This is a genomic window from Azonexus hydrophilus (assembly GCF_001956855.1).
Lineage (GTDB): Bacteria > Pseudomonadota > Gammaproteobacteria > Burkholderiales > Rhodocyclaceae > Azonexus > Azonexus hydrophilus_A.
Genome location: NZ_MTHD01000004.1, coordinates 377,894 through 393,088 on the forward strand (window position 1 = coordinate 377,894; position 15,195 = coordinate 393,088).

General features: G+C 57.9%; 10 protein-coding genes. 5 read left to right on the forward strand and 5 right to left on the reverse strand.

The window, feature by feature from the left end; translation table 11 throughout:
- Window positions 1–1,014 precede the first annotated feature (1,014 nt).
- The gene (locus tag BJN45_RS13115; RefSeq protein WP_205750590.1) at window positions 1,015–2,937 is read left to right on the forward strand and encodes an LTA synthase family protein; all 1,923 of its coding nucleotides are present in this window, start codon (window positions 1,015–1,017) and stop codon (window positions 2,935–2,937) included.
- Here the strand turns inward: BJN45_RS13115 and BJN45_RS13120 are convergent.
- Both BJN45_RS13120 and BJN45_RS13125 read right to left on the reverse strand, forming a co-directional pair.
- On the reverse strand, window positions 2,916–3,692 hold the full coding sequence (locus tag BJN45_RS13120; RefSeq protein WP_240494574.1) for a phosphatase PAP2 family protein: 777 nt from the start codon (window positions 3,690–3,692) through the stop codon (window positions 2,916–2,918). The two genes, BJN45_RS13115 and BJN45_RS13120, sit on opposite strands and share 22 nt — an antisense overlap.
- Window positions 3,679–5,634, reverse strand: coding sequence for an LTA synthase family protein (locus BJN45_RS13125; RefSeq protein ID WP_076095934.1), 1,956 nt, complete (start codon window positions 5,632–5,634; stop codon window positions 3,679–3,681). The genes BJN45_RS13120 and BJN45_RS13125 overlap by 14 nt, the downstream gene beginning before the upstream one ends.
- A 196-nt stretch (window positions 5,635–5,830) precedes the next feature.
- Between BJN45_RS13125 and BJN45_RS13130 the strand changes: the two genes are divergently transcribed.
- From BJN45_RS13130 to BJN45_RS13145, 4 genes are all read left to right on the forward strand, one after another.
- A complete protein-coding gene (locus BJN45_RS13130; RefSeq protein ID WP_076095936.1) occupies window positions 5,831–6,508 on the forward strand; it encodes a response regulator transcription factor in 678 nt (225 codons plus the stop codon).
- A complete protein-coding gene (locus tag BJN45_RS13135) occupies window positions 6,501–7,763 on the forward strand; it encodes a sensor histidine kinase (RefSeq protein WP_076095938.1) in 1,263 nt (420 codons plus the stop codon). Before BJN45_RS13130 ends, BJN45_RS13135 begins: the two co-directional genes overlap by 8 nt.
- Before the next feature lie 88 nt (window positions 7,764–7,851).
- Window positions 7,852–8,538 (forward strand): class I SAM-dependent methyltransferase, encoded by a 687-nt coding sequence (locus BJN45_RS13140; protein ID WP_076095940.1) that lies wholly within the window; start codon window positions 7,852–7,854, stop codon window positions 8,536–8,538.
- A complete protein-coding gene (locus tag BJN45_RS13145; RefSeq protein ID WP_076095942.1) occupies window positions 8,535–9,215 on the forward strand; it encodes a lipopolysaccharide kinase InaA family protein in 681 nt (226 codons plus the stop codon). Before BJN45_RS13140 ends, BJN45_RS13145 begins: the two co-directional genes overlap by 4 nt.
- Window positions 9,216–10,060: 845 nt before the next feature.
- Here the strand turns inward: BJN45_RS13145 and gmtX are convergent.
- From gmtX to gmtY, 3 genes are read right to left on the reverse strand one after another with little or no spacing between them, the layout of a single operon-like run.
- Complete coding sequence (gene gmtX / locus BJN45_RS13155) at window positions 10,061–10,786, reverse strand: gamma-mobile-trio protein GmtX (RefSeq protein WP_205750592.1); 726 nt, start codon at window positions 10,784–10,786, stop codon at window positions 10,061–10,063.
- Window positions 10,770–13,709, reverse strand: a complete 2,940-nt coding sequence (gene gmtZ / locus BJN45_RS13160; protein ID WP_076095944.1) for a gamma-mobile-trio integrase GmtZ — start codon at window positions 13,707–13,709, stop codon at window positions 10,770–10,772. The genes gmtX and gmtZ overlap by 17 nt, the downstream gene beginning before the upstream one ends.
- A complete protein-coding gene (gmtY, locus tag BJN45_RS13165; RefSeq protein WP_076096138.1) occupies window positions 13,709–15,190 on the reverse strand; it encodes a gamma-mobile-trio recombinase GmtY in 1,482 nt (493 codons plus the stop codon). The genes gmtZ and gmtY overlap by 1 nt, the downstream gene beginning before the upstream one ends.
- Window positions 15,191–15,195 lie beyond the last annotated feature (5 nt).

Sequence of the window (15,195 nt, forward strand, 5' to 3'; positions counted from 1 at the left end):
ACCAGCGCTATGTGGAGAAAAAATGCACATATTTGTGCGTGAGTGAGTATCCACAGGGGTTTTAGTTTGTTAACCGTAATACTTCGCCCGGACTTCGGTCTGGGCGATTTTGTTTGAACTTGAGGATTCTGAGCCAAGCTCTAAGCACGCAAGCGCAAGCGCAACCGTAACCCAAAGGCGACGTTCGCCGCCACGCTGATCCAAGGGCCGGTTTCTGAGCAAACCAGCCGTTCAACTTGAAAGCTGAGCATCTCCTTCTCGGCCATTGCTGCCGTTGAGCATGTGACCAGACTCGGGCGGAAATGCGCCAGAAAACCGCCGTTCAGACATAGATGGTGATCAATGTCGATTTGGCGCTACTGACTTTAGCCGGCCCCGACCCGAAGTGGAAATTGATCGTTTGGTGAAGCAGACGTTTAGGAATGCCTGTATTCACCGGCCTGCGTGCCTTCTCACGCAGGTCTAGTTGGATGCTGCGCTAGCTATCACGGCACTACGAAATGCTGGGCTCTATTGCCGCCTTGACGTTTTTTTCACATCTTTTTTGACAGAATAGTCACGTTCAGCCAATTAACATTACCAAAAACAATCTGGTGAAGCTGCCGCGTTATTCCTAGCCCAAATAACGTTGATTGTTGGTTTTCCCCCAAAAGTACATCTACTAAAACCTCGTCCCCGTGCCTGTAACCATCGGAATGGGCCATTGCCCTGAACGCGAAAATTATAGTGAGTTGCACCGTCCCTTCGTTGCTCCAGCAGGTGACGCACAGAAGCAATCCAAGGAGAAGCACGCTATCTCGGATTATGCGGAGATCGGTCCCGGGAATAGGCCAAATTTCTCTGATGAAGTTGTATTTCAGAGCAGCAATTACGCGGTTTTCTAATCCTTACTCAGGCTGATTTTCTATACAGAAATTTTCCATGCAGCAAAACGTAACGAAACGTTCTAACGCCTCAAAATTATCTTGCTTTTGGCAGGGCATTGACCTATCCGGCCCTTACGCCGGGATCGCCATGCTTTTCCTGATCGGCCTGCCCATGCTGACGCTGTCGCGCGCCGCGCTGATGTTCTGGCAATCGGAGCGCGTCGCCGCCACCGGCATCTGGCCGACCATGCTGCTGCAGGGCATCCGCGTCGACATCATCCAGCTTTCGTTGCTCGCCCTGCCATTGCTGCTGCTCGCCCCCTTGCTCGCCGGCGAGCGCCTGTGGCCGGCCTGGCGGCGCCTGAACATCGTCTGGATCACACTGGCGATCGCCGCCTTGGCCTTGCTGGAAATTGCCTCACCGGCCTTCATCAGTGAATACGACAGCCGGCCGAACCGGCTGTTCGTCGAATACCTGAAGTATCCCAACGAGGTTGTTGCCATGCTGTGGAACGGCTTCCGCCTGCACCTGGTCGGCGGACTGCTGGTCACCGGCCTCGCCGGCTGGTCCGCCTGGCGGGTGATGCGCAATTGGCAGCGACGCGAAGCCCCCTGGTCGGGCTGGAAACTCTGGCTGACCTGGCCGATCCTGTTCCTGATCTGCGCACTGGCCATCCGTTCGACGCTGCAGCACCGCGCAGCCAACCCGGCAATGTTCGCACTGACCGCCGACCCGATGGTCAATACGCTGATTCTCAACTCCGCCTGGTCGGTCACGCACGCGATCTACGGCATGCAGCACGAAGCCAATTCCAGCGACATCTACGGCAAGATGGAAGCCGCCGACATCCTCGCCGAATTCCGTCAGGCCCGCGCCAGCTTCGGTACCCCGCATCCGCTGGTCGACGATGCGGAAATCCCGACCCTGGTCGACCAGAAGGCGACGGTGCGCCGAGCCAAGCCGCTGAATCTGGTGATCATCCTCGAGGAAAGCCTGGGCGCAACCTTCGTCGAATCGCTGGGCGGTGTGCCGGTAACGCCCAACCTGGAAAGACTCAAGCACGAAGGCTGGTGGTTCGAGCAGCTCTACGCCACCGGCACACGCTCGATCCGCGGTATCGAGGCGGTCACCACGGGCTTTCTGCCGACGCCGGCGCAGGCCGTGGTCAAGCTGTCGCTGGCCCAGCGAAATTTCTCGACGCTGGCTTCCACCCTCGGCCAACACGGCTACGAATCCGAGTTCATCTACGGTGGCGAAGCGCATTTCGACAACATGCGCGGCTTCTTCACCGGCAACGGTTTCACTCACATCACCGAACAGAAGGACTACAAGAACCCGAAGTTCGTCGCCGGCTGGGGGGTCTCCGACGAAGACCTGTTCGACAAGACGCACGAACGCCTGAGCGCCAAGCACGCCGAAGGCCAGCCCAGCTTCACGCTGGTGTTCACTTCGACCAACCATTCGCCCTTCGATTTCCCCGATGGCCGCATCGAGCTCTACGAGCAACCGAAGGCGACCGACAACAACGCTGTCAAATACACCGACCACGCACTCGGCGAGTTCATGGTCAAGGCCAAGGCCAGCCCCTACTGGCAGGACACCCTGTTCGTCGTCGTTGCCGACCACGACATCCGCGTGCGCGGCGACAGCATGGTGCCGGTCGAGCGTTTCCATATCCCCGGGCTGATCCTCGGTGCCGACCTCAAGCCAAAGCGGGTCAGGACCGTCGCCAGCCAGATCGACCTGGCGCCGACGCTGCTGTCGCTGATGGGCGTTGATGCCAAACATCCGATGCCCGGCCGCGACCTGACCCGCGAAGCCGACGACCTGCCGGGCCGGGCGGTGATGCAGTACGAACAGAACTACGGCTGGATGGAAGGCAAGCAGGTCGTCGTCCTGCGCCCGGAAAAGGAACCCGCCTTCGCCCACTACGACCGCCAGACGAAACACCTGAGCGCCGCCGAGGCACCGCCCGCCGACGGCGAGGCACTGGCCCGGCGCGCGCTGGCGCACGCGCTGCTGCCAGCCTGGCTGTACCGCGAGCAGCGCTACCGCTTGCCCGAAGAGTAATCGAGCCGGGTCAGGCTCCCGTAAGAAGTCGCTTCAGTTCCTATGGCTTGGTATCGATCGAGAAAAACACGGGACAACACTAGGCAAATAGTCCAATCGATCAACAGCGTCCAAAGGTTGTGGGATAGAAAGTGCGCACCTTGTAACATGCGGCCCAGCGAGAGGACGCCACCAAAAGCTAGAGCAAAGACCATACTCACTCGAGCAAAACGTGGGTGGCGCTCGCGCAGGGCGAAGTATAGGGCTAATAGAGAAAAGCCTGTCGCAGCATGCCCGCCAGGCCAACAGCGGCCAGAGCGTGTAATTCCTGGAAGCGGGCCAAGCAGCGGCACAAACGCTTCGCCACCGCCGAAGACGACCAAATCCTTGGGGCACTGAATTTCGGTTAGAGCTTTCAGTGGCGGGATAATCGCTGTCGATACCCCCATTGCTAGCGCGATGTATCCCAGTTGTCGCCGCCAAGGACGCAATCTCACAACTTTCCACGATGCAAAGAAGCAAATAATGGTCAGCACAAAAAATGCCATAACGATATATTTTGCTTGCCTATGGAGCACAGTTTCCAAAAAAACATTGTGCTCACCGATAAACCCCTGGCCTGGGACATATAACAACCCGGCAACATGAAAGTCGAGTTGTACGGGATCTAGCACCAGCAACAAGACCATTAGACTGAATGTCAATGCCAACCAGCGTTTGAAAGGGAGTACTAGCGATTTTTGCATGATGGTTTGCGGATTATTAGTTAGCGCCATCACGGGATTTTTTCGCCGAAGGTTGCCAAGACAGAAGCCCTTCACGAAAGGCGTGGCTGGCTCCCTGAAAGTAAGCGATGTTGCGACGAGCCAGCGGGTCAGCAACCGTGACATCGCGTTCTTCGCTGGTTTCGAGGGCATCGTAGCGATGGCGCAGCAAGCGGCGTGGACTGAGGATTGACAGGTCACGACCATCGTAGAGGCCAAGATGTTGATAATTGCCGATCAGTGCGCGGCCAGGCCGCTTCGGATCGAGCAACAGATTACGACCGAAAAATGTGGACTCATAATCGATGTTGAGTAAGCCAAGCAGGGTAGGCGCTAGGTCGATCTGACTGCCCAGCGTCGCGACCTCTCGCGCGGCGATTAAGCTCGGCGCGTAGAAAAATAGCGGGATGTGATAACTATTGACAGGCAAGTCCTCGTAACCGGCGCTACCAGCGGTATGGTCAGCGACAAAAATGAAAATGGTGTTATCGAACCAAGGCTTGCTCCTCGCTTGTTCGAGAAATTTTCCGATGGCGTAGTCAGTGTATTTGACCGCTCCTTCTCGTCCTGAGCCGGAAGCTATGTCGATACGTCCCTCGGGATAGGTGTAGGGACGATGATTTGATGTCGTCATCAACTGCAGTAAGAATGGCTTGCCTTCAGCATGATTCTGGTCGGCCAGCTTGATCGCCTGTAGGTAGAGATCCTCATCGGCCATCCCCCAAGCATTCTGAAATGACATTTCCCTTTCTGGTACATTGCTCTGGTCGACGATGCGATAACCGTTACCGCTGAAAAATGCGTTCATGTTGTCGAAATACCCGCGGCCGCCATACACGAAAACTGCATCGTAGCCTTTGCTGGCAAGTTGCTTCCCGAGGCTGGCATAGCCACTCTCACGCCCAAGTCGTTTGACAATGGAACGTCCCGGCGTCGGTGGCACCGATAGAGTGATAGCTTCCAGACCACGGTCAGTTCGGGTTCCGGTGGCATGGAAGTTATTAAAGAATAGGCTTTGTTGGCGGAGAGCGTCGAGATTGGGGGTCAGGCCACGGCTGTCTCCGAAACTGCCGAGATATTTTGCGCTGAGGCTTTCGATGGTGACCAGAATAATGTTGTGATGCACCGCATTGCCAGGATTGTCGATCCTTCGACGAATATCGAGCGGGTTCTCGCTAACAAAATGGGCATTTGGCTCGGCAACTTCAGCACGCAACTGCGCTCCGACTTCAGCGTCTGGCAAACTCGCGTAAAACTGCCGATAGTCGAGTTCGTTGTTTCGGAACGCGGCAAAAAACTGGAATGGGCCATTACCGGCAAGCTCTCGCTGATAGACGTTGCCACCCGCACTAATCGGAAAGTCCTGGCCGACCACTGCTAGGTTAATGCTGGCAGAAATAATCAGGGTAAGCAGCCCTGCCAAGCGCTTGCGTATCGGTAATAGTGGCAGGACGTAGTAGTTTGCCAAGGTCTGGCGAAAAACCAGCGTGGCGAAGATGGAAATGATAGCCAGCATGCCCAGCAGGCGGAAAATCGGGTAGGACTCGACGATGTTGCTCAGTACTTCCTTTGAGTACACCAAATAATCTACGGCGATGAAATTGAAGCGAACGCCGAACTCATCCCAGAAAATCCATTCGGCTGTAGCGACAAACAGCATGGTAAAAAGACTCATGCTAGTCAGCACGCTCAGAAAGCGACGGTGGCCATGACTGCACCACAGCTTCTCCGGGCACAGAGTCAGATACAGAGCAAGCGGCAGCGCAGCGTAGAGCAGGAACGACAGATCATAAACAGCACCGATTGCATACAAATGCAGAATATCGGCAAGTCCAGCGCTGGCTTCAGACCAATGAGTGATAAGCAAAAGGCTGCGCGTCAGAAAAAAAATCAGTAGCCAGCTAGTTAGGATGAATGCGAGAAAACGGGTTTGGGCGTGGCGGAGTGGAAGCATCGGCAATTGCTCAAGTCAGAACGGAGCGCAGTGTCTGCTTGAGGTGGTCAAGGCCGCGTCAAAGACTTGTCAAAAAAACGTCAAGGAAGCCGGTGTCGCAAGAAAGTGCCGTTCGGTAGACCATTTTTTTTGGAATTTTTGCGATTGGCCGTAAAAATCCGCTATTTTTCTACTTCGATATTTATCCAAACAGACCATGCGCCTGCTCGTCATTGAAGACAATCCAGATATCCTTGCCAACATCGTCGATTATTTCGAGACATCAGGCCATCTGGTCGACTGCGCCCGAAATGGTCCGGGAGGGCTGCACCTGGCACTGACCGGGAACTTTGATCTAATCGTTCTCGACATCATGCTGCCCGGAATGGATGGCTATCAAGTGTGTGCTGCGTTACGCGCCAGCGGTAATGCCGTCCCGATCATCATGCTGACAGCCCGCGACGCACTAAACGACCGTCTGCAGGGGTTAAACAATGGCGCCGACGACTACCTGATCAAGCCATTTGCGCTCGCCGAACTGCAGGCACGTATCGAAGCCATACTTCGGCGTACGCAAGGTAAACATGCTCAGCGCTTGCAGGTAGGCGACCTCGTTCTAAACCTCGATGATTTTTCGGCGGTTCGTGCAGGACAGGTGCTACGCCTGAATCCGGCGTGCTTCAAACTGCTCGAAGTGCTGATGCGCAAGAGCCCAGGAGTCGTACGTCGGCAAGTCCTCGAGGAGGCTCTTTGGGGCGAAGATATACCGGCTAGTGATGCGTTGCGCAGCCATCTGCATCTATTGCGGCAGGTAATCGACAAGCCCTTTGAGCAGCCGCTACTGCATACCATTCATGGCGTCGGTTATCGTCTGGGCGAGGTAAAGGATGCTTAGGAAACAACCGCTATCCCGGCGTATTTTGCTCTCCTTTGTGTCGCTGACGATTGTTATCAGCGGTTTGTTTGCCTGGGCAATCATCGCCGTCGTGCATGTAGTAGAGGAAGAACTTGTCGGCCAGGAACTGATAGCGGAAATGGTCCAGATCGAGAAACATTTCCGCGAAGACGGACAGCTTCCCGATGTGGTCGGTGGCGGCGAACTATTTGTGCCGACCATGCGGGCGCAAGCAATACCCATGGCCTTTACCAACCTGCCCAAGGGCTACAACGAGGTAGTCACACCGAATGGTGCATGGCACGTCGTCGCAACTGAAATTGAGGGGATTCCTTTTATCCTTGCACGAAATCAGGATGCTTTCGAAGCACGAGAGCAGACCTTGTATAAGGTTGTCATCGGCGGTTTTTTTCTTTCAGTCGCATTATCACTGCTGATTGGATGGTTGACTGCCTATCGCGTCATTGATCCTGTCGTGCGGTTGGCGCGACAGGTGCGCAACCGGGATCAATTGCTGCCGCTAGCACCACCGCTTGCGTCTGATTATGCTTCGGACGAAGTCGGCCAGCTTGCCCAAGCCTTCGATCTGGCGATGAGTCAGTTGCGTGCCCTTGTAGAACGCGAGCGCCTGTTCACAGCCGATGTCAGCCACGAGTTGCGAACCCCACTGATGATCATCGCAACATCTGCTGAATTATTGGCGCGAGAAGAGCTTGGACAGCGCGAGCGCCGCCAAGTAGAGCGTATAACCAAGGCTGCAGGCGAAATGCGCGAACTGGTCGAAACCTTCTTGCAGTTGGCTCGTTCCCACACAGCAGCATTGCCGACCGGTGAGTCGGTTACGTTGGCCGAAATGGCGGTCGAGCAGGCGGCATATTGGGGCGACGAAATTAGTCAAAGGGATCTGGTTTTTCACTGGCAGGTTGAGGGAGAAAACCCCCAGCGGTGGCACCGAACGTTGTTGCGTGTGGTCATGGGCAACTTATTACGTAATGCGCTGCACTACACCGAGCAGGGTGAAATACGGCTGACCGTCGGTACCACAGGCTTTCGCATTGAGGATACCGGGCCCGGCATTCCTGAATCCGAACGTGAGTCGCTGTTTCAGCCCTTCGTGCGTGGCACAGAGGCACGCGGAGAGGGGCTTGGACTAGGTTTGTCGCTGGTCAAACGAGTATGCGAGATACAAGGCTGGAGCATTAGCGCTAGCAATCGCCCCGGCGGTGGTAGTCGCTTCGAAGTGACTGTCGTATAGGCAATTTAACGAAATTTTGACGGGCTTTTGACGGGCTCTTGACAGCCAGCTATCTATCGTTGCGACCATTCTGTCTGAAAGGTATGCAATGTCCGTTGAGTCGCCAATCCAGCTCGAATTTTCGAGCAAGTATGACAGCGCGCACGCACAGCAGTATTTCGTCAAACATCAGGATGGATGGGCACGTCGTCTATCCAACATGCGTGACCAGCAACTGGCTCGACGAGCCTTGGCGATCGCAGGCGACCCAGGTCTGGTTCTTGATCTCCCCTGCGGCGCTGGGCGTTTCTGGCCGACGCTTGCGGAAAAATCCAATCGGGTAATTCTCGCCGCTGACAATTCTGCGGACATGCTCACTGTCGCTCGCCGCGCCCAGCCGGAAAATGTCCTCGCTCGCGTTCATACCTTTCAGGCATCGGCATTCGCTATCGATCTCGGTAATGCAGCGGTCGACTGTATTTTTTGCATGCGATTGCTGCATCATGTCGCCGATCCGGCGCATCGTCTGGCGATGTTGCGCGAATTCCATCGAGTGACTCGCGATACCGTAATCGTGTCGTTGTGGGTCGATGGCAATTTCAAGTCCTGGCGTCGCAAGCGTCTGGAAAAGCGGCGGGCGGCACGCGGCGGCAACGAAAATCAGAACCGCTTCGTCGTTGCGCGACACACAATCGAAGCAGAATTCGCCGAGGCAGGTTTCGAGATCATCGGCGCCCAGGATTTTTTGCCCGGCTACGCCATGTGGCGGGTCTATACCTTGCGCAAGACATCATGAGCGGCACGGCATCCCAGATGTTCGAACGCTGGTGGCGGGCCGAAGGCGAATGGGTCGAAGAGGCCAACCAGCGACGCGGTGGAGAGAGTGGCGTACAGCGTTTGCCAGGGGAGCGTCGCCCGCTCTACTGCAAACGCCAGTGCGGGCATGTACACCGCTCACTCTGCCATCCGCTCGGGCGACCGACCGTGTTGCGTGAGGCCGAGTCGATCCGTGCCTTCCGGGCGCTCGGTCTCGGCGTGCCCGAACTGGTCTATTGTGGCGCGCGCAAGCAGGGAGATACCTGGCAGGCTTTGCTGGTGACCGAGGAGTTGCCAGGCTTTGTCGCTCTCGATCGCTGGTACGCGACGGAGGCGGAAAGTGTATCGCCGGCTGCGCGGGGGCTGCTTCTCGATCGCCTCGGTCAGTCGCTGGCGCTGATGCACGCTGCCGGCTGGCAGCACGGCTGCCTGTACGCGAAGCATGTATTTGTCCGGGTCGAAGAAGGCAGCTATGGGCCGATGGTCGAAGTGGCGCTGATCGATCTTGAGAAATGCCGGCGCCGCTGGCTTCGTAAGTTTGCCGCGCGCCACGACATGGCGCAATTTTCCCGCCACCGGGGCGGCATGCCGCCGGCCGACTGGGATCGTTTGTTGGCAGCACACTCGGCTGCCTTGGCAGCGTTGGGTTTGTGTTGAGTCCTACCGTGAATCTTGTGTCGAGTTTCAGCGTTCTGCAACGCTATTTCCTGCTACTTTATCTGGTGCGTTCGCCATGATTGCGGCTTTCTAGCCGCTGGTGTCGATTGACGGGGCGCTCGCCTGGGGCTTTGCCGTACTGGCCAGTGCCGTTTATGCCGGTTTGTATCTGTTAGACCTCGTGAATATCCACGGAAAACACACGATCACTGTCCATGACCGATTCAAGGCTGGCCGCTGCCACACAATGGGCGCCTAGTCAGCGAGGTATCTGCGTGGCGCCACGCGCCTCTCTCGACCGCATGAATCCCTTCCTAGAGCACCACCGCATCAAGCCTGTTATCGACAAGGTGTAGCCTTTGATAAAGCGATCCTGGCCTACCAGCACCTCGTGCGCGGCCCCTTCGGCAAAGTCGTGATCAAGGTTAGTTAGTAGTTTCAGCGTTGATCCGGTTCACGCGAAACAGAGGAGAAGCGATCACCCGGCTGCGGGCGACCGCTTCTGGTCTCTGTGCTGTCCCTCCAGCATCAATGGCTGAGCGTCTGCAAAGGCCGAGTTGTGTGAATTGGCTATCCGGGAGGTTTTATAGCGCAGCGGTCGTTCAGATGACTGCCTTGTAGCAAAGGCGAACTACCGCTTCTGGCCGAACTCAGACCTTGGGGGCGCTGCCCCCAAACCCCGGCACTCGCCGTGAGGCAGCCGGGGCGAGTTAAAAACCAACCCACCACAGCAGCCCGGAGCGTTGCTCGCTCCATAGGCGTCAAGGGCTTTCGCGGCATAAACGGGGCCCTCCCGCCACGCGGGCCCCTCCCATTTATTCCACGACCCTTGACCCCGCTTCCGCTCATGACCGCTCAAAGTCCTTTTCGTAGCCGACATTGGGCATTCCGGCCAGCGCACCGGCGAGCGGTGCGTGCTTGGGAGAGGCCGACTCGCCCAGAACCTTTCGTATCGCCGTGACGTACCCCGGCTTGAAGATCGGCCGACCAGCCTCATTGATCACGCGCCCCGCGGCATCGGTTTTCCAGCCCTCATCCTTGAGTAGTCGGTCGCTGATGGCGTGGCGCAGGGCCTCGATTTCAGAGGGGTAAAGTCCGGTCGAGGCTGGCAGGACCTCAATCGACTCGCGCGGCGGCTGGGAGGGAGCTGGGCGCATATCGATGACGCGGTTGCCCTCGGCCTTGAGTAGCGTGATTTCACGGCGCATCTGTCGGTTCTCGGCCAGCAAACCGGCCATCATCGAGCGCAGCGCCGGGTTTTCGATCTTGTCGATCAAGGCAGTGTAGGGGTTCTCGCTGACCTGGCGTACCTTGCGCGTCACGCCACCCGTATGCTCGGCCCATGCCTTGATCAGCCCCTTGTAGTCATCGCCGGTCTTATTGTGGATCGCGCCCTTGCTCGGGCCGCCGCGATCTTCCGCGATGCGGGCGATGGTCGCCACAGAGAAGTCCTTGCTGCCGCGCTCGTACTGCTCTCGGCAAACCTCGTGGATCAGGTCGAGGGTCTTCTGCTTGCGAGGCGTGGCGGTTTTCTTGAGCTGCTCGAGCAGGTCGTCAGGGTGCATCGTCATGGGAATCCTCCTTGGGCGGGGCAAGCGTCCGCGTGGTCTTGGCGTGGTCGATCAGCACCTGGGCCTTGACCAGGGCGATCTCGTTCAGCACTTGATCCTTGAGCAGGCCGATCTCCTTGAGTTTGAGGAGGCATTCGGCATAGGGCAGTGCGTCCTTGATCGAACCGGTGCGCGCCTGAATCAGTTGCATCACGGCATTGCCAACCAGTAGTTGCTCCTCTTGGTCGAGGTAGATGAGCACCGGGTCCATGCGGTTGTAACGCAGCATGGCATCGAGCATCTGCGAACGCCGAATGGTGGCGAAATCGGCATCGATTTCCGGGTAGATCACCGCGTTTTCGCAAACGACTTCCAACTGGTGTAGCACCGACTGTGACTCGATAAAGCCCACCTTGAGGTCGGCCATGCTGCCTTTGGCGACGAGCTTCACGCCGCCCGTCGTCTTATCCTCGGCAATCTGGATGGAGCGCTGGATCAGGTGGTTTGTCGCCTGCAAGTCGTTCATGTACTTGTTCAGGATCAACGCCTCGGCCTCGGCGTACTTGTTGAGCTGATCAAACTCGCGCACGCGCAGGAAAGGCCGCTCATCCCGCTCGGCCTCCAGCTGCTGATTCTCAAGGGAGGTGAGCTTGTCCTGCAAGGTGTTGTAGCGGTTGCTCTGGCGGTGAGTCTTTTCACTGACGGTATTGAAGTGTGCGATCAGACCCGGCAGGAAGGCGGGGCCGGTCAGGAAGAAGCGGCAGCAGACGCAATTGCGCTCCTGCGGGAAACCGGGGGTAGGGGCGTAGTCGCTCTGCGTCGAACCTGGTCTCAGCTTTTCCCCGCCCACATCGCACAGTGTCGCGCCATTAGGGCAGATGCCCTTGTCGTCGAAGACGAAGGCAGCCGCGGTCTTGTTTCGGAGCACCGCCTGCACCGCGTCCTCGGATACATAGGCAAAGCGCTGGGTCACCTGCTCGAAGGTCGCGTCCAGGAGGAAGCGTCGATGGTTGGCCTGTTCGGCTTCCAGTTCGTTCTTCTCCGCCTCGCTCAAGACCTCCCGCATATAGGCCTTGCCGAACTTGGTGTAGTAGAGCGTCATGATGATGGTCGCGTGACCGGCGATCATCTTGGACACCACGGCAATCGGCAGCTTGAGGTCGAGGATGAAGTAGGAGATCAGCGACACGCGCAGGGCGTGCAGGGGAAAGAAGGTTCCCGTGTCAGAGTCATGATTGACAAAGTGCAACGGCGTGCCGTTATCCAGCGTTTCGCCCCGCTCGGCGCATCTCTGCCCCAGTTTTGCGAGCAACTTGTACCAAATAGGTACCAAAGACCAGTCGTCCAGTGGTTTTTCACCCTCGCCATCGGTCGGGTCACGGAACAGGAAACACGCCGAACCGCGCTGCGCAAGCACCTCGGGATGGGGCGGCGTTCTGCCGAAGTGCTTGCGCTCCAGCTCCGCCCATGGCGTCGGCGCGGTAATCGGGTTGTAGCGCTCCTGCCAATTGCGGAGCTTCTCTAGCCAGTACAGCACTTCGTCGTTGGCCCAAGGGATGACGTAGCCCTTCTCGTTCTCGGCCTTGTTGATGTCGGCGGTCTTGTTGGTGTTGATGTATAAACCGGCTTCTTTTTCGTTCGCGCTGCGGTGGAAGACGCCGCGCTGATAGGGGCGCTTCTCGCTACCGGTGGCCAGTGGGCGGTGGTTGTGTACGAAGCCCCCGCCGCCCGGCGCATGGATATAGCGCCAGGTATCCGCTTCACCGGAGTCCAGCATGCGGACCTGGAAGGTGCGCAGAGGCAGTTCCAGCTTTATATACAGGGCCACGGCACGCACCGGCGACCACATTTCCCACACTTCGGCCGGGTAGCCTTTGGTCTCCATTTCATATTTGGACGCGGCACGCTGGTGGGCCACGCAATCAGGGTCCTTAGGATCGATGATCGTGGGATCGACCACGAACCAGTCTCCGCCGTGCCTCCCTCCCTCCATCGCCTGCTGCGCCCATTTCCAGTCGCCGAAATTCCGCCCCTCAGCCAGCATGCCGCGCAACTCACGGATATAGCGGATCGAGAGCGAGGCTTTATCGGATTGGGTGTTCTTTGGCAGGCCGGATAAGGCAAGTCGCTGGATGGGGTTATGGAACCGGGATCGATCCCATTCGCCGGTCTCGGGATCGCCCAACTTGTTCGCCAACACCCAGTCGAGGAAGTCAGTGATCATGTTGTTGTAATCCACATCGGCCGCTTGAAGCGTCTGCGTGCCCTCTCGTTTGGCACTGACGGTCACCTGGGCGAAGTCCGGCTTCTCCGTCTCGCGCAGCAGGAAGCGCCCGTAATTGCGCTCAAGGTTCTGGCCGTGGATGTAGTGGATAAGAAATCTGTCGAGAGCCTTGCGGACCGCATCGACACAGGTTTTCTGGTCCTTCAGCCACTCGGCGGCGAGGCTGCGCCAATCCTCGAGCCTGGGGTCGATCAGGAGCACATGGGCGAAGCTCAGGTCAGAGGTCTTGCCGTGCATCTTGACAGCCCTTCTCGGGAAAGGATTGGCAAGGTGCGGCGGCACTAAACGATGACCGTCGGCGTCAAGGACGGAGAGCTTTTGACGGAGAAGCCAGTCGAGGAAGTCGCTCACAGCGTCGTGCTTTTTCTGGGCCTCCTTTTTGGTTATCAACTCCAACCCCAGCACCGGGTCCAGCGCGGGCAGCGCCCCATCCCTTGCCAAGAACTCCTCGGCCGACAGGGTATGCATCCCCTGCCCGTGCAGGTAGGTAACCAGGAAGGCACCCAGGGCGGATTGCTTGTTCGAACTCTTCCAGGGCATCCCCGCCCAATACTCCGCTGCCCGCGCCCGCCAGCCTTCCAGCGCCGGATCGAGATCGAGCAGAAAGCGGAATTCGGGGTCGAATTTTTCGACGGTCTTCTTTCGTCCTTTGCGTGGCATCAGCGTCTCCTCAACAATCTGGGATTCGGGCCAGAGAACAGACCCAGCGGATCAACGTCCTCGAAGCCATAGGCGAGGAAGTCGGGCGGCAGCAGCGCCGAGCTGTCCTCAGCCGCTTCAGCGTGGGCCAGGGCAGCATCAATGGCCCGGTTGAGCTTCACGCGATCCGGCTCGGTATAGACGGCCTGCGATTCCAACGACTTGTGATGCAATGCCTTTTTCAGGAAGATCGCATCGAGGCTCAGGTCGGACAGCCGCTGGCCGTAGGCATGGCGGTGGCCGTGGGGCGTGGTGCCGAGCGCCTTCGCCGGCACGAGTCTGATCCGCTTGACGGCCTTGGCATGAGCATCCTCGAAGGCGTCGATGCTGTAGGGTTTGCCAGTGCGCGTCACGAAGGCATAGGGGTGGTCCGGTTTGAGCCGGTCGCGCTGTGCCATGTAGAACACCCACAGTTTCCAGAACAGTTCCCCTGCCCAGCGCAGCGCCCAATGCACATGCATGAAGTGCTGCTTGCTGTCGAGCGTATTGCCCTTCCAGCCTGCATGCAGGGTGTGTGTGCTCTTGTAGTCTGTCCTCGGTAGCAAGCCATATTTATCGCGCAGGTAGGTGGCACGCTCACAGGCTACCGGCTTGCCTTTGGCATCACGCAGATCGGCCGGTGCTTGCCCGAGACTGGGGTGATAGACCTTGACTAGCGCCGAGCCGGGCGCGGTGTCGTCATGGATCACATCATGGATATACAGGTGGAAAGGCTCACTCATACGCAGCCCGCCGTAGTGCATCAGCATCGTAATCAGGATGTCGCGCAGATTCAGCCGTTCCTCGATGCGCGGACTCTTCTGCTTACCGGGGACGATGAAACCTTTGAACAGCAGATCGACCATCCGGTCCGCCGGAAAGAACTTGACCGGCTCGTGGTCAATGACGGGGCTTTTCTTGAGCAGGGTGGTGCGCGCCCGACTGATTTTGAGCGCGGCGACGTCAACGCTCATGGTGTGGCCAAGGAAGGCGCGGTTGCGCTGATGCTGCCAGGCCGCCCATGCTAGTTGCTCCTCGGCGCGGGTGGCCTGTCGCCACGGGTTAAGTTGTTTAGTGCCGTGCTCCTCTGCCATCCAGTCGCTGAACTTGGAGAGGTGATTCACCAGCACGCGCACCACGGCCGGCGAACGGGCATCCCAGTACAGGTCGCTGGGGTCGTTGCCGTCGAGACCGACGGTGCCGCTATAGAGCCGCTGCACGAAGGTGTTGAACAGGTCGTTCGGGGTGTCGAAGGCGCGGTGGTTCGCCTCCATGTAGTCGATCAGGAGGCTAACCGCTTGCACCAGTTTGTTGGTGTTGCTCTCCGAGAGCATGTGCCGGTGCTTGAGGATGTAGTGGATCAGTGGTGGCAGCGGGCCGAACTCGGTGATGATCACCGGGATTTCCTCAAGGAGCCCGGTGTTGTCACGCACCACCTTGTAGTAGGCGACGGTATGGGTCACGGCCA